This window comes from Streptococcus mitis (genome assembly GCF_009496205.1).
GTDB lineage: Bacteria > Bacillota > Bacilli > Lactobacillales > Streptococcaceae > Streptococcus > Streptococcus mitis_BN.
The window spans coordinates 47,663-63,612 of record NZ_WIJO01000004.1 but is presented as its reverse complement, the minus strand read 5'-3'; the positions used below and the strand labels follow the sequence as shown (position 1 = coordinate 63,612).

At 38.3% G+C, this 15,950-nt stretch carries 8 protein-coding genes and 2 pseudogenes; 2 read left to right on the top strand and 8 right to left on the bottom strand.

Features of this window, described 5'->3' with window-relative positions; translation table 11 throughout:
• Positions 1–446 (top strand): transposase (locus GEZ85_RS01445; protein WP_194251496.1); only part of this gene is annotated, 446 nt, incomplete at its 5' end.
• A 224-nt stretch (positions 447–670) separates the two neighbouring features.
• Here the strand turns inward: GEZ85_RS01445 and GEZ85_RS01440 are convergent.
• The 3 genes and pseudogenes from GEZ85_RS01440 to GEZ85_RS10270 form a co-directional block, all read right to left on the bottom strand.
• Entirely contained in the window at positions 671–7,855 is a 7,185-nt protein-coding gene (locus tag GEZ85_RS01440) for a Rib/alpha-like domain-containing protein (protein WP_153209072.1), read from the bottom strand.
• Positions 7,856–8,142: 287 nt separating this feature from the next.
• Positions 8,143–9,651 (bottom strand): annotated as a pseudogene (locus tag GEZ85_RS01435) (IS1182 family transposase).
• Positions 9,611–9,841, bottom strand: coding sequence for a hypothetical protein (locus GEZ85_RS10270; RefSeq protein WP_322741421.1), 231 nt, complete (start codon positions 9,839–9,841; stop codon positions 9,611–9,613). Before GEZ85_RS10270 ends, GEZ85_RS01435 begins: the two are co-directional and overlap by 41 nt.
• Between GEZ85_RS10270 and GEZ85_RS01430 the strand changes: the two are divergent.
• A pseudogene (locus GEZ85_RS01430) lies at positions 9,802–11,319 on the top strand (IS1182 family transposase). The gene GEZ85_RS10270 and the pseudogene GEZ85_RS01430 overlap by 40 nt on opposite strands.
• Here GEZ85_RS01430 and GEZ85_RS01425 read toward each other — a convergent pair.
• The 5 genes from GEZ85_RS01425 to GEZ85_RS01405 all read right to left on the bottom strand — a co-directional run bounded on the left by GEZ85_RS01425 (position 11,308) and on the right by GEZ85_RS01405 (position 15,888).
• Positions 11,308–12,018, bottom strand: coding sequence for an ABC transporter ATP-binding protein (locus tag GEZ85_RS01425; protein WP_000062200.1), 711 nt, complete (start codon positions 12,016–12,018; stop codon positions 11,308–11,310). The pseudogene GEZ85_RS01430 and the gene GEZ85_RS01425 sit on opposite strands and share 12 nt — an antisense overlap.
• Positions 12,018–12,782 carry an ABC transporter ATP-binding protein gene (locus GEZ85_RS01420; RefSeq protein WP_153209070.1) on the bottom strand — a complete coding sequence of 255 codons (765 nt, stop codon included), beginning with the start codon at positions 12,780–12,782 and terminating at the stop codon, positions 12,018–12,020. The genes GEZ85_RS01425 and GEZ85_RS01420 overlap by 1 nt, the downstream gene beginning before the upstream one ends.
• Positions 12,782–13,738 (bottom strand): branched-chain amino acid ABC transporter permease, encoded by a 957-nt coding sequence (locus GEZ85_RS01415; RefSeq protein ID WP_000662283.1) that lies wholly within the window; start codon positions 13,736–13,738, stop codon positions 12,782–12,784. Before GEZ85_RS01415 ends, GEZ85_RS01420 begins: the two co-directional genes overlap by 1 nt.
• Before the next feature lie 3 nt (positions 13,739–13,741).
• Positions 13,742–14,611, bottom strand: coding sequence for a branched-chain amino acid ABC transporter permease (locus tag GEZ85_RS01410; RefSeq protein WP_000941427.1), 870 nt, complete (start codon positions 14,609–14,611; stop codon positions 13,742–13,744).
• A gap of 116 nt (positions 14,612–14,727) precedes the next feature.
• A complete protein-coding gene (locus GEZ85_RS01405) occupies positions 14,728–15,888 on the bottom strand; it encodes an ABC transporter substrate-binding protein (protein ID WP_153209068.1) in 1,161 nt (386 codons plus the stop codon).
• Positions 15,889–15,950: the final 62 nt, after the last annotated feature.

Here is a 15,950-nt window from a genome sequence, read left to right as displayed (position 1 = left end):
TCATCCAACAGGATAGTCGTAAACTTAGCGATAAACGTTTTTATCGTCCTACTTTTCGCATGCACTTGACCAATAAAGAGATTCTAGACAAGCTTTTGAACTATTCAGAAGACTTGAAACACCACTACCATCTCTATCAACTCTTGCTGTTTCACTTTCAGGACAAGAAGCCTGACAAATTTTTCGGACTCATTGAAGACAATCTGCAGCAGGTTCATCCTCTTTTTCAGACTGTCTTTAAAACATTCCTCAAAGATAAAGAGAAGATTGTCAATGCCCTTCAACTACCCTATTCAAACGCCAAATTAGAAGCGACCAATAATCTCATCAAACTTATCAAGCGCAATGCCTTTGGATTTCGAAACTTTGAAAACTTCAAAAAAAGGATTTTTATTGCTCTGAACATCAAAAAAGAAAGGGCAAATTTTGTCCTTTCTCGAGCTTAGCTTTTCTTCAACCCACTACAGTTGACAAAGAGCCAAAAAAGAAAGGGCAAATTTTGTCCTTTCTCGAGCTTAGCTTTTCTTCAACCCACTACAGTTGACAAAGAGCCAAAAAAGAAAGGACGAAATTTGTCCTTTCTCGAGCTTAGCTTTTCTTCAACCCACTACAGTTGACAAAGAGCCTAAAAAAGAAGATGACGAATCATCTTCTCAAAAACTATGAGTTTTTAGTCTTCTTTTTTCTTGCGAGAAAGAAGTCCAAATCCACCTAGGGCTCCAAGAAGTCCAAGCGCTGCAAGACTAGCGTTAGCTTCTGTACCTGTGTTAGGCAATTCTTTTTGACCATCAACATATTTAGGTGTTGCTGGTTTAGCAGCTGTGTCAGTTGCTACTGTTGCATCTGCTTGAGCTGGTGCCGCTGGTTGAGTTTGATTTGGTGCTGCTGACTGTCCTGGTTCCGTAGGAGTTACAGGTTGATCAGGAGCAGTTGGTCTTGACGGAACATTTTGTGGAGTAGGAGTTGGTCTGTAGTTGTTACCACCATTTCCACCGCCATTGTTTGGTTGTGAGTCAGAACCACGTTTTGGAGTTACTGTTACTGGTACTTCTAACTCAACGATTTCTCCTGTTGGTAATTTCACCTTAACCTTAACTCCTGATTTTTTCCCAGCTGTTTCTGTTGTTGGAATTACCCAGTTATCTTCGATGATTTCCCATCCTTCTTCTTTAGGAAGTTCGATATGTTTCTTAACATCATCTTTAGTAATAGGTGTTCCGACTTCTACTTCGATTGGAGTTACTTTTGGTGTTACGATTACTGGTACTTTTACTGTAACTGTTTTTCCATTTGGTAATTTCACTTCTACTGGCACCGTTGGTTTTTCACCTGGTGTTGTTGTCGCTGGAATTTCTCCAACATTTGTAATTTCCCAATCTTTTGGTAGGTCAACATGTTTCTTAACATCTTCTGCTGTGACTGGAGTTCCAACTTCCACTACCACTGGAGTTACTTTTGGTGTTACGATTACTGGCACTTTAACTTCTTTAGTAGCAATAATGTTTCCATCTTTATCTTTATACTCAACTGTTACAGTTACAGAGTCTTTTTCACCGGCTGTTTCTGTTCCTGGAGTTGTTAATGGAGTTTCTTTAACTGTTACTGTTACACCTTCTGGTAATCCTTTGGTATTTTCAGCTGATTCTTTTACTTTATCAGCAACAGCTTTTTCAAGTGTACCTTTATCAGTATCTTTCGGTACAACGACACCTTTTGGAGAAACTTTTGGCAATACTGTTACTGGTACTGTTACAACTTCTTCTCCACCATCTTTATAAGTAACTTTCGCTGTTACTTTAACATCTTTAGCTCCAACTTTACCTTCTGTTGTTGGAATAGCTTTGTTGATATCTTCATCAGTGACAGGTGTTTTAGTTCCATCTGTATCAGGAGTGATTGCTTTGTTTACATCATCAGCTTTTGGTTTGTCACCTTCTACAACGTAGACTGGTTTAATATCTGAACCTTTAACATTTACTTTTACTGGGATTGTAGTTGTGTAGTCTTTTCCATCTACTGTGTATGTTACTGGTACTTCTACTGTTGTTACTCCAGTTCCTTTGTTAGCTGTTACTTTTTCTTCAATAGCTTTTGTTATATCACCAACAGTTACTGTTGCACCTTTTGGTAATTTATCTGTAAAGTCTTTTGCTTTAATTGCTTCATCAGCTTTAGCTTTTGCTAATTCTTTCAGTTTGTCTGGAGTTGTTCCTTTAGTTACTGTTACGTCTGCTTTAGCTACTGGTAATACTGTAACTGGTACTTTTACTTTCTCAGGTTCTTTCATTCCTGGATAAGTTACTGGGACTTCTACTGTTACATCTGTAGCTCCAGCTTTTCCAGCTGTTTCTGGTAATGTTGTTGGTTCTCCAACTGTTCCACCTTGTCCTGGTGTTACAGATTCTTTAACTTTATCTTTTTCAGGCGTTGTTCCTTCAAACACAACTACTGATTTTGGTGTTGATCCTACTACTGTTACTGGTACTTCTACTTCTTTTGTTCCAATAACGTTTCCTTTATCATCAGTATATTCAACAACAACTGTCGCAGGTTTTGGTTTTCCTGTTTCAGTTACTTCAGCTGTTGTTGGTGTAGTTCCTGCTTTCACTTCTTTAACTTTTACAGTTACACCTTCAGGAAGTTTATCTTTTGGTAATGCAGCTACTACTTCTTCAGCTTTAGCTTTAACTGCAGCTTCTAAGTTTTCGCTTCCTTTAAGAACTGTTAATCCTTCAGGTTTCACTAATGGTAATACTTTAACTACTGCAGGTACTTCTACAAGTTTGTCTTCGCCATCTTTAGCTACTACTGTTACTTTCTTATCTCCTGGTGTTGTTGTATCTACTTCACCATCTTTATAAGTAAATTTAGTTCCTTCTGGATATTGGTCAGGATCGATACTTTCATCAGCTGATGGTTGTGATTTTGCAGGGTCTTCAAACACATATTGTGTCTTAGGATCTACTACCATTACTTTAGCTGGTACTTCTACAATTGTTTTTCCATCTAATTTAGCTACAACTGTTACTTCTTTTTCACCTGCTGTTGTTGTATCAACTGGTTCTTTATATTCAAATTCAGTTCCTGTTGGATATTCATCTGGAGTAATGCTTGCTTTAACATCCGGTTGTGGTTTCTTAGGATCTGCAACAACAAATTGTGGTTTGCTATCTACTACACGTACTGTTGCTGGTACTTCTACTAGTACTTTATCCCCTTGTTTAACAACTACTGTTACTTTCTTATCTCCAGGTGCTGTTGTATCTACTTCTTCTTTGTATTCATATGTTGCGTCATCTGGATAGTCTGAAGTATCAATATTATCTTCTGGAGAAGGTTGTTTCTTATCCTCACTTACTGCTACTAATTGTGGGTATCCCTTAACAACTTTCACTGGTACATTAACAGTTTCTTCACGTTTATTATCACCTGAACCGTATGTTACTGTTACTGGTACAGTTAATGTATCATCTCCAACTTTTCCTTTTGTTTCTGGAATCTTAGTTTCATCTACAGTTTTGTCATTTCCTTCTGTAGTAACCGCATCTTTAAGTTTTCCTGCTGTTGGTTTATCACCTTCTACAACATAAACAGGAGTTGGTGTTGAAACTTTCGGAGTTAATTTGATTGTAAAGTTTTGATCTTTATCTGAATCAGAATCAAATGTTGGATCTTGATCAAATGGATTTTCTTTAACTGTGTAACCCATTGATCTTAACACATCAAGACGAGCTTGTATTTTGTCTTCTGGAATTTTTGTTCCTGCTTTACCTGAAAGATCAGTAATATTGAATTTCTCATCTAATGGTGTTTCTTTACCATCTTTATCTACAGAAACGAATTTCACTGTAGCTTTTTGAATTCCAGGTGCATATTGAATTGGAGTTTTACCGAATTTATCAGTTGGGTCAAAGTTGTCTGGAACTTTGTATCCTTTAGATGGATCTGCAGGATCAACTGGTGTTAATTCTACTCCATTATATGTTGGAACATACCCTTCTACATAAGGAATTGTTACTTTACTAAAATCACCAGGTTTTGTTGGGTCATTTGGATTGTTTGGATATTTAATTTTTTCTGGTGCATTCGTTGGTTTTTTACCTTCTGGATACTCAGGTGTAAATGATCCAATTTCTTTATAAAGAACTTTTGTCACTTCTGGAGTAACAGTTCCATCTTGTGCAGGAACTGGAGCTTCTTTTTCAGCCACTGTTTTATCTGCTTCTTTTACTAATAAGTAATTTTCTACAACTGGTGAATCAACTGCGTTGAATTTACCTTTTGTTCCATCAGCTGTCGCATCTGTTAATTTATCAGCTTCATTGTAAACTTGCCAATCAGAGTAAGTTACATCTCCTGTTTGTGGGTTTACAGTTGCTGTACGTTTATAAGTTACTTTTTGTACTTTTTCAGCATATAAAGGAGTTGCATCATCTTTGTTTGCATCTTCTTCTTTTAGATACTTAATTGTACGTGTTACTTCTTTAACTAAATCTTCACGAGTAACTCCTGCTGGATATTTACCAAGATTTTCGTCTCCTTCTTTTACAGGTGTATCTGCTGTTTTTGGAGATACTGGAGCTGTTGTACTTGGATTTGTTGGATCAGTTGTTACTGTTGGATCTACTGTAATTAAGTCTAATACGTGAACAGTTACTTCTGCTTCAGTAGATTTCTTACCTTCACTATCCGTTGATTGTACTTTCACAGTGTAATCACCAACTGTAGTTGTATCTAATCCGCCGTCATTACTTACAGCAATCGTCGGTTTAGTAGTTTCATCCCCATCACGATCATCTTCTAAGTCAGTTGCTGTTGGTTTTGCTACTTCAACAACTTTATCAGCATTCCATTTGTCAGCTGCTTTAGTTTTATAAACATAAATATCTTTCTTAGCTTCTACTTTTGGAGCTTCGTTGACAATGTTTGCATAACTTGGTTCAGAAACGTTTCCTACTGGTGAAACTGAAGTTGCAGCAATCTTCTCATTACCTTCATGTGTATGAAGACTAACATCTTTAAGACTTACTTTTAATTTACCTTCAGGAGTTGTTTCTACTTTAGTATCTCCTTGATACCAACCATCATCTTTTTTCTCTAATTCGATAATGTCATTATTTGGTAATGTGATTTTGATTTTCTTACCAATTTCATTTTCAATTTGTAAAGCTTTTTTAATTTCAGCTATTCTTTTAGCTGTTTCTTCATCTGATAGAGTAACTCCATTATTATCAGCTACTTTTTTAAGATTAGCTTTAATTTCGTCATCTGACGGAGTTAATGAACCTGGTGCGTCACCTGTATTTACTAATAAGTATTTTTCTTGATTTTTCGCATCAGAATCTCCTACAATACTATCTGTGTGGACTTCTTCAACTGTAGCTGATTTAGGTTTACGAGCATCAATATAGATTGTTCTATTATAGTAGTAATCTGGATTATCAGTCCATCTTAACCCATTAGCTTTATAGTTTCCATCATAAGCGTAAGGTCCTTTATCTCCAGTCCATAACCATGGGTAAATTCTATTTCCTTCAGCATCTTGAGTACCCATTCCACCTGTTCCTGTAACTTTAAATGTAGCATCTCCTACATAATCATCTTCAGTTGTAAATGGAATTGAGAATTTTTTTGATGTTTCTCCTGCAGCTTTTAGATTGTTTTTACCATATTGAACTGCATTTACATCCATACTTAATGTATTAGTCGCTTCATCATAACGAACATTTGTTAAGTATCCTTGATCAGTCCAAATAGATTCACCATTTGCTTTAGATAGATCTAATTTTTTGTAATTTGTAGTATCAACTGTACCTAATTTAACACCTTTTGGAATTTGTACTTTAATGTTAAATGTACCACCGTAAGGGAATGTATTTTCAACACCACCAACGTTTTTCAATTCAAGGTTTAATTTACCTTCTTGAGAACGTTTATATAATTTATCTTTTGTAAATCCGTACTCTCCACTCTTACCTTCACTAGTAACATTTGTAGTTAATTGCATACCAGGACCAGTAGCAATTCCTACACCACCGATAATGAATCCATCTTGAACACCTTTAAAATCACCATCATCTTTTGCTTTGATGGTAACTTTAACTTTACTTGTTCCTTCTGGAACATGATAAATTCTTGCAATATTATTCCAACTATCAGAAGGTGTTCCTTCATTTGATCCTGCTGGTCTTCCTGTAGCTTCCGTTGGAGTGCTTCCATCTCTCATTGGAATAGAAGCAATTTTCTTACCTGTGTAAGCATCTGTAATTTCTACACTTAATTCTTCACCTTGACTTGAAAGTGCAGCTTTACCATATGCTCCATTGTAAACCATATTGAAGAATAATTCAGAATTAGGGTTTACATCATATTCTTTAGATAAAGTAACACCTTTACTTCCTAATTCAAGATAGTAATCTCTATCTTTAACATTTCCTCTATCGTCATTTTTCATTCCATCTAGAGTAATCGCACCACCTAAGAACTTACCATCTGCATTTGGTTGGTTTTGAGTAGCAGTTGAAGCATCATGTTTACCATTGTCATCATAAGCTTTCGCTGGTTTTGGCGCTTCTGTTCGATCACCAGCAACAGTATAATCTGTTGGTGCTTCTGGCTTAACAGCATTTACATAGTCTTTTGCTCCGCCAATTTTCCAACCGTTTAATGCACCTGCTTCAGCTTCTGCTGCAGTGATTTTTTTAGTCTTCCAATTGTAAGTTACTTTACCGTAATGTTTTTCACTTTGAAGATTATTTACTTGATCTTCAATCGTTTTACTTTTTGATTCTACTGCAGGACCTGAGAAATCAACTGCACCAAATCCGTTACTCATGCTTTCAAAAACACCGTTTGCTGGGTTATTACCATAACCAGCTCTGTTATTATTAATTGGAGCTCCCCAGTTTTCGGCATTATTTAGATAGTAATTCAGTCTATCTTTTTCTTGTTTTGCTTCTGTTAGTGCTGCTTGAAGTTCTTGTTCTGTAGCATCGGCTTTGGCTGCTGCTGTTGTCGCTTTTGTTTTTTCTTCTTCAGCTTTTGCTACAATAGCACGTAAAACATCTAGTTTTTCTTTGTTTGTTTTACCTTCACCTAAAGCTTCTTCTTTTGTAATTTCTACTTTTACTTTATCGATCGCAGCTTTTAATTCAGCATTTACAGTATTAATATCATTTTTATATCCTGTCGCTGGTGCTGCATCTCTGAATCCACTTTCACCATGTCCTGGAATAGCTTTTCCATTACGTGAATCTTGATTTTTATTTTCTTTTTCTTCCTTCTTGTCTGCAGATGCTTTTGGCATACTTTCAAGAACAAAAGCTCTGTTTTTCAATGAACTTGTTGAAAAATCAACTTCTTTTTGTGTCGCTTTATCGTTTGACAAAAGGGCTTGAGCCTTAGCAAGTTCTGCTTTTGCTACTTCAATGGCTGAGGCAGTTTTTTCAGTTAGACCTGCTTTCTCAAGAGCTGCTTCCATACGAGCAATAGCTGCTTCCAATTTGCTTGTGTCAGCCTTTGAAGCTGGTGCTAGAGCTTCTTCGGCTTTTGGTGTTTCAGTCGGTGCTGTTGGTTGCGTTGCTGCAGGCGCTGGTGTTGATGGTTGCTCAGCTGTTGGTGTAGCAGTTCCAGTCGAAGCTAGAGGCATGGTTGAATCTGCTTGATTACTTTCATCTGGGACTGTTTGTGAATCAGATGCCGTCTTTGGTGTAACTTGAGCATCCGCCTGAACAGTTGCTGCTCCACCAAACATCATGTAAGCTGCAACAGCTACTGATGCCGCACCAAAACTATACTTACGGATTGAAAAGCGCTGGACTTTTTGTCCGTGATTTTTTTCCATTCTTGAATACATGGTTTCTCCTTTTTTATTTATATAGTAATTACAGGATCGAGTCCTAGCAGTTTGAAAATTCCTTCATTCTGAGCTGGAGTTACACAATTTTATGGCTTTACATAGGTAATCGATCCCTAACTCACATTATAGCATTTTTAAATTTAAAATGTCCATTATTATACTAGACAAATTTACAGACTTCGGTTTTTATCAAAAAAGTTTTAAATCTAAAATTTATATTTCATTTAATACTAGAAAAATGAGAAATGAAATCCGTCTCTCTAACTTAATTAAATAAATACCTACTATAGTTGACAAAGAGTAAAAAGAGTCTGGGACAATAGTCCCTTATCTCCAAAAAAATAACGGCAAATCCGTTGTTTCAGATTGAAGACAAACATCGTTTTAATGTTTGTCTTTTTTATATCTTCAGCGTTACTATTCTCAAAATAGGCTAAAATCTTTATCAAAATAGTTTTCAGCGAAAAATAAAAAAGCTTCCCCGCCATCACTTTTACCAATTTTTTGATATTCAGGCACGCCAAAGCAAGTCCAACTTTTGCCTTCATTTTGGACTTACCCACTTCTCTTGTATAACGTAGATTGTGGTATTCTTTGGCTGTGCCAAAAAGCCGCTCCACCGATTCTTTACGTTTCTGGTAAAGTTCCTTACTTCCCTTTTGATGCCGAATCTCCTCACAAATCTCTAAATAATCCCTCCAAATATGGCGAGTAAGGATTTTCTGTTTCTTTTTACTTTCTGTGCAACTGGATAACAGAGGACAATTTGCGCAAATCTTAGGATCACTTTTATACTCACGATAGCCATCGCGATTTGTTGTAGAGTAGGCTAACACGTGATTTTCAGGGCAAAGGTAACAGTCATAGTATTCCTCATAGATAAAGTCCTTAGGGTGAAGCTTCCCTTTCTTTCCACGAGGGCGAGTATAAGGGAATACAGGTGTAATATTTTGGTCAAGGAGGAATTTTGCAATACTTGGAGTCTTATAGCCAGCATCGGCAATAAGATAGTCAGATTGGAATCTCTTCAACTGTTCAAAAAGTGCAAGAAAAGCCTGACTGTCATGCACATTGCCAGCATCGATACTATAAGCTAGTGCCCATCCATGCTGATCGCACCCTACTTGGGCATTGTAGGCGAACACTTCCTTATGCTCTCCCTTGTGAAACCAACCACTTTCAGGGTCGGTAGTAGAAGTCTTCTTCGGCTCAGCCTAGCTTTCTTTTGCAGGCTCGAACGACTCTTTTCCGTGCTTTTTCCGATCTAAGTCAATCTCAACTTCCAGTTGCTTACTCATAAACTTAGCTTGCTTGTCTAGAACTTGATGAGTATATTTGTGGTTATTAGCTGCGGCCTTGATATGAGTCCCATCAATAAAAACCTCAGTCGGGTCAATCAAACCTTGTCCCCATACAATGGATAGAACATAATGAAAAATTTCCTCTATTACTTCCTTATCTTGAAAACGACGATTGTAATTTTTGCCATAAGTGGTAAAATGAGGAACCTTATCGTTTAAGCTCAAACCCAGAAACCAGCGATAGGCGGTATTGACCTCAATGTCCTTGATAGTTTGGCGCATGGAACGGATACCGTAGAAACATTGGATGAGAGGGATTTTAACCAGCATAACAGGGTCTAAACTAGGACGTCCTTTATCCTCAGAATAAGTATCTGCGACCAAGTCATAGATGAAGGAAAAATCGATAACTTGCTCAACTTGACGAAGAAAATGGTCTTGCGGAACGAGTTCATCTAGCGTGTAAAAACCAACTTTTCTTGCATCTATTATACGACTTTACACAAAGAAAAGCCCTTAGAAACTTGTAGCCTAAGGACTTTATCTCCAAAAAAGCAACGGATTTGCCGTTGCTTTTTTGCATGGTTGCGATAGTCTTGGTAAAATAGAATTGCTTAATAAACCATTTAGAAAGGCTATCCCATGCATATTCACTATAACACAAATCAAACAACTTTACCACTAGAAATCAGTTCTTTCTTACCATAAGACCATCTCGTCTTTACTATTGAAAAAGTGGTGAATACCTTGGAGGATTGTCACTTCCACGCCTTCTATCATACCTTTGCTCGTCCGTCTTATCACCCTAAAATGCTTTTATCTGCTCTTCTATTTGCCTATTCACAAAGGATTTTCTCTGGACGAAAAATTGAAAAAATGATGATTGAAAATCTCGCTATGCAATACCTAACAGGACCGTTGGTTGTCAGCTATCGCACCATCAATCGTTTTCGAGTCGCTGAAGGGATGGAAGAACTCATACGTAATCTTTTCATGGACCTCAATCTTCGTTTAAAAATGGAAGAGTTAGTGACCTTAGATTGTCTGTTTATTGATGGTACTAAGATTGAAGCCAATGCCAACAAGTATAGTTTTGTGTGGAAGAAAGCGACAGAGAAATTCTCCGCCAAACTGCAAGAACAGATACAAGTCTATTTTCAAGAAGAAATCACTCCCCTTATCCATCAAGCTATCGAACTGGATACACAAGAGCCTATCTCCTCAGAGCAGTTGCTTGCATTCGCTCAAGTCCTTGAAGAAGAATTGGAAAAACTGAACCAGAACATTGAGGAGACAGCTGTTAAAGGGAAGGATGAACGTAAAATCCCGCGTCGTAAACTCAAGAAAGTCTTGCGTAAAGTCAAAGATGATTTTTCAGTATGTGCTGAACAGTATGAGAAGTATCAAGAGACATTTAAAGGGCTCAACAGCTTTTCCAAAACCGATCCAGATACCACTTTTATGCGAATGAAAGAAGATCATATGAAAAATGGCCAACTCAAGGCTGCTTATAATCTTCAAATCGCTACTGGAAACCAATTTATTCTTCACTATGATGTCTTCTCAAATCCGACAGATACCAAGACTCTTCTCCCCTTACTTGAAACCTATCCGCATGAATTGAAAACAATTGTTGCAGATGCTGGATATGGAAGTGAAGAGAATCTCCTTCGTTTAGATGAAAAGGAGGTGAACCATCTGATTAAATATGCCATGTTTGACAAGGAGGATAGCTACACACATCCTTACGGCTGGTATTATCGTTTTCACCATATCAAACATCAGAAAACACAGACGGACTTTCAACAGGAAATCAAGGTTTACTACGCTGATGAACCTAAATCAGCCCCTCAAAAGGGACTGTATATTAATGAACGCTATCAGCACTTAAAAACTAAAGAATGCCAGACGCTTTTATCTCCCGAAGGAAGACAGATTTTCACTCAACGCAAGATTGATGTGGAACCTGTCTTTGGGCAGATAAAGGCTTGTTTGGGTTACAAGAGATGTAATCTGAGAGGGAAGCATCAAGTGAGAATTGACATGGGATTGATACTTATGGCCAATAACCTCCTCAAATACAATAAGAGAACGACTCAAATTTGGGAGCTATTCAAATTCATCTCCAAAACAATCCACTGGATTGTTTTAGCCACCTAGATATGCTTTTCTGACTTCTTCTGATGAAGCAAGTTCTTTTCCTGTTCCTGATAGAACGATTTTTCCTGTTTCCAGTACATAACCTCGGTCAGAGATTGCGAGTGCCTTATTGGCATTTTGTTCAATCAAGAGGACAGTTGTCCCTTGCTTCTGGATATCTTGAATGATATCAAAAATCTCTTGGATAAAGATTGGGGCAAGTCCCATTGATGGTTCATCTAAGAGAAGAAGTTTTGGTGTTGACATTAGAGCGCGTCCCATGGCAAGCATTTGTTGTTCCCCTCCTGAAAGAGTGGCTGCATCCTGGTTCTTGCGTTCTTCAAGACGTGGGAAGCGTGAGAAAACTTTCTTCAAGTTTGCTTGATTTTCTTCACGATTTTTCTTCAAGAAAGCTCCCATTTCTAGATTTTCCATAACAGTCAAGCCAGGGAAGACGTGGCGTCCTTCTGGTACTTGTGAAAGACCACCTGCCACGATTTTTTGAGCTGGCATTTTTTGGATTTCTTGACCTAAAAATTCAATCTTTCCTGAACTTGGTCGAACCAATCCAGACAAGGTACGGAGAATGGTTGTTTTACCAGCACCATTGGCACCGATAAGGGAAACAACTTCTCCTTCATTAACTTCAAAGCTTACATCACGGACTGCTTGGATCATGCCGTAATGCACAGAAAGATTATCAACTTTTAACATAGACATTAGGCTTCACCTCCTAGATAAGCTTCGATAACACGTTTATTGGTCTTAATTTCGTCCGGAGTTCCCTGAGCAATCAAACGCCCGTATTCAAGTACGTAGATGCGTTCTGTTACTTCCATGACCAGATTCATATCGTGTTCAATCAGCATGATTGTAATTTTAAATTCATCTTTGATACGACGAATTAACTCAGTCAATTCAGCTGTTTCCTGCGGGTTCATGCCTGCGGCTGGTTCATCTAAAAAGAGAATTTTAGGTTCCGTAGCAAGGGCACGAACAATTTCCAAACGACGTTGTTGTCCGTAGGCGAGGTTTTTAGCAAGAGTCTCTGCATCACCATCTAAATCAAAGATTTTCAGCAATTCCAAAGCCTTAACCTTTAATTCTTTTTCACTCTTGTAAAAAGCTGGTAAGCGTAAGAAACTAGCAAAAACATGTTGTTTGTGATGGTTGCCAAAGGCAATCAAAACATTGTCCAAAACGGTTAAGTCTTTAAAAAGACGGATATTTTGGAAAGTACGTCCAAGTCCCAAAGAAGCAATCTTATAAGGTGACTTTCCATTCAATAGATGACCATCAAGGGTAACTGTTCCCTCACTTGATTCATAAACACCCGTCAAGAGGTTGAAAAGAGTGGTTTTCCCAGCTCCGTTTGGACCAATTAGTCCAACCAGTTCCCCTTCGTTCAATTCAAGAGTCACATCTCCAACAGCTGTTAGACCGCCAAAATGTTTGGTTAACTGTTTTACTTCAAGTAATGCCATTAGTTTTGTTCCTCCTTCTTAGATTTTTTAAAGAAACGTGATAGACTCAATTCCCATGTTCCAAGAAGTCCACCTGGTCTGAAAATCATTACCAATACCAAGGCCAAAGCGTAGATAATCATACGCACGCTAGCAACATCTTGGAGAAGCATATTCAAAATTCCAAGGACAATAGCTGAAACAATCGCACCTGTAATGGAACCAAGTCCACCAAATACAACAATAATCAAAACGTTGATTGAATTGATGAAGGTGTAATCTTTCGGTACAACTGAACCGATAAATCCTGCCTGAAGTGACCCTGCAATACTTGCAGTAATGGCACCAAAGACAAAAGCGATAATTTTAATTTTAGTCGTGTTAACCCCAACTGACTCAGCAGCAATTTCATCCTCACGAACGGATAGGGTTGAACGTCCAATTGGACTACGCAAGAAGTTCAAGGTTGCAATGGTTGTAATCACGACAAAGAAGTAAACCATTTGCCAAGTTGTAAAGTTAGGAATTCCCAAAATACCTGCCGCACCATTTGTAATACTTCCACCATTGATGATAAAGATACGGATAATTTCAGATACTCCAAGAGTTGCTACCGCAAGATAGTCCCCCTTCAAGCGCAAGGTTGGAATTCCGACAAGTAAGGCAACTGCTCCTGAAAGCAAAGCACCTACAATCATAGCTCCAAAGAAGGCACCGTAGGTTGGTGATTTAGAACCAATAATCGCTGCCGCATAGGCACCAATCGCCATGAAACCAGCATGACCAAGTGAAAATTGTCCTGAAAAACCAACGATTAAGTTGAGACCAACAGCCAGAATAATATTAATTCCAATTTGTTGTAAAATCTGTACATAGAATAGATTGAGTACTCCGACTGAAACCAATACACTAATCAAGCCATAGCCAGCTAACAAAAGGAGTAACCATAGAATATTAACTTTTAAATTTTCTTTCATCGCTTACACCTTCTCTTTCACATTTTTACCAAGGATACCAGCTGGGCGGACAATCAAGATCAACAACAAGATTCCATAAACAATGGCATCACGGAAGTCTGACATTCCAAAGGCTGTCGCAAAGGTTTCCAATAGACCAATCACGAAGCCACCAAGAGCCGCACCAGGAATAATTCCGATACCACCAAGTACAGCGGCAACGAAAGATTTAAGACCTGGAGTAACCCCCATCAAAGGCTCAAGAGAGTTATAATAGAGGGCAATCAGAACACCAGCCGCACCCGCAAGAGCTGAACCTAAAGCAAAGGTAAAGCTGATAGTACGGTTCACATTTATCCCCATCAATTGTGCCGCATCGCTATCTACAGATACAGCACGCATGGCTTTCCCCATCTTTGTTTTTTGGACAATGACTTGTAACAAAATCATCAAAATCAAGGAAATGGCCAAGATCATTAACTGCACGTTTGTTAGGCTAACTGGTCCCAAATCATAGCGAACTGTTTGAATCGCTTGAGGGAAAGCACGGGTATTGGCACCAACCAGATAGACCATGCCATACTCCAATAAGAAAGAAACCCCAATAGCTGTAATCAGAACAGCAATACGAGTAGAGTGACGCAAAGGTCGGTAAGCAAGAAATTCAATCACGACACCAAGAATGGCTGTCGCTAGCATAGCTACAATAAGCGCTACAAAGAAATTCATTTGGAAAGAATTAATCAAGAAATAACCGATAAAGGCTCCCATCATATAAATATCACCGTGGGCGAAGTTGATGAGCTTGATAATTCCGTAAACCATGGTATATCCTAGGGCTAACAGCGCGTAAACACTACCTAGAATCAAACCATTTACTAGTTGTTGGAGCATAAGATTCACTCTTTCTATTTATAATTTTGAGGGTTTCCCCTCACTTTTTGATAGGTTCTTAAACACCGAAACAGGGAGTGAGTCCGAGGCTCATTCCCTATTTCAACATTTTTCTATTATGGTTTTACAACTTCTGCTGCTTCAACCTTACCATTGTTCATGGTCATCATGTAAGCAGTTTTGACTGTGTTGTGGTCTGCATCAAAGCTTGTTTGACCAGTTACACCTTCAAAGTCTTTTGTTTTAGCAAGGTTATCCTTGATCTCACCTGAGTTTTTAGCACCTTTTGCTGCGTTTGCTACAAGGTGAACTGAGTCATAAGCCAAGGCTGCAAATGTTGAAGGCTCTTCGTTGTACTTAGCACGGTAAGCATCAAGGAAAGCTTTTGCTTTAGCTGAAACTTCTACAGTAGTTGAGAAGCCTGAGATAAAGTAGATGTTTGATGCTTTTTCAGCAGTTGCTTGTTGTACAAACTCTTCACCGTTGAATCCATCACCACCAACGATTGGTTTGTCAATTCCCATACCACGCGCTTGGTTTACAATTTTACCAGCTTCAGTATAGTAACCAGGAACAACGATAGCATCAAAGTCTTTCCCTTTCATTTTTGTAAGGGCTGCTTGGAAGTCTGTGTCACCTGCTACGAAAGTTTCATCTGCAACGATTTCACCTTTGTAAGCTTCACGGAAAGCTTTAGCAATATCTTTAGCATAGTCACTAGCATTATCAGTGTAAAGAACGACTTTCTTAGCTTGCAATTTATCAGTAACATAGTTTGCGATAATTTTTCCTTGGAAGCTATCTTGGAAAGTTCCGATAAAGAGGTAATCTTGACCTTTAGTCAATCCATCTTGAGTCGCACTTGGTGAGATCAATGGAACACCTGCTTTTGTAGCGTTCGCTACCGCAGCTGCAGTTGCACCAGATGTCGCAGGTCCTACGATTGCTGATACTTTAGATTGAGTTACAAGGTTAGTTGTTACTGAAGCCGCCTCAGCTGTTTCAGACTTGTTATCTTTATCAACTACTTCGATTTGTTTTCCATCGATACCACCTGCTGCATTGATTTCATCAACAGCAAGTTGGGCACCTTTTTGTTCAGATGTTCCGTAGGCTGCTACGGCACCAGTTTCTTCAAAATTAAATCCGATTTTGATTGTCTTTTCCTCTACTGAGTTACCAGCAGCGTTTGACGCTCCAGACTTCACTTCTCCACAGGCTGCAAGAAGTGCTACACTTGCAAGCGCCACAAACGATAGGGCAAATTTTTTCTTCATCTTTTTTGGTCTCCTTATTTCTTAAATAAATAGCATGTTAAGAATATATCGAATTATCAGAA

What these genes read in the sequence shown, in the direction of transcription:
- GEZ85_RS01440 (WP_153209072.1), bottom strand. Translation starts at nt 7,855, where the DNA reads ATGTATTCAAGAATGGAAAAAAATCACGGACAAAAAGTCCAGCGCTTT.
- GEZ85_RS01405 (WP_153209068.1), bottom strand. Translation starts at nt 15,888, where the DNA reads ATGAAGAAAAAATTTGCCCTATCGTTTGTGGCGCTTGCAAGTGTAGCA.
- GEZ85_RS01420 (WP_153209070.1), bottom strand. Translation starts at nt 12,782, where the DNA reads ATGGCATTACTTGAAGTAAAACAGTTAACCAAACATTTTGGCGGTCTA.
- GEZ85_RS01425 (WP_000062200.1), bottom strand. Translation starts at nt 12,018, where the DNA reads ATGTCTATGTTAAAAGTTGATAATCTTTCTGTGCATTACGGCATGATC.
- GEZ85_RS01415 (WP_000662283.1), bottom strand. Translation starts at nt 13,738, where the DNA reads ATGAAAGAAAATTTAAAAGTTAATATTCTATGGTTACTCCTTTTGTTA.
- GEZ85_RS01410 (WP_000941427.1), bottom strand. Translation starts at nt 14,611, where the DNA reads ATGCTCCAACAACTAGTAAATGGTTTGATTCTAGGTAGTGTTTACGCG.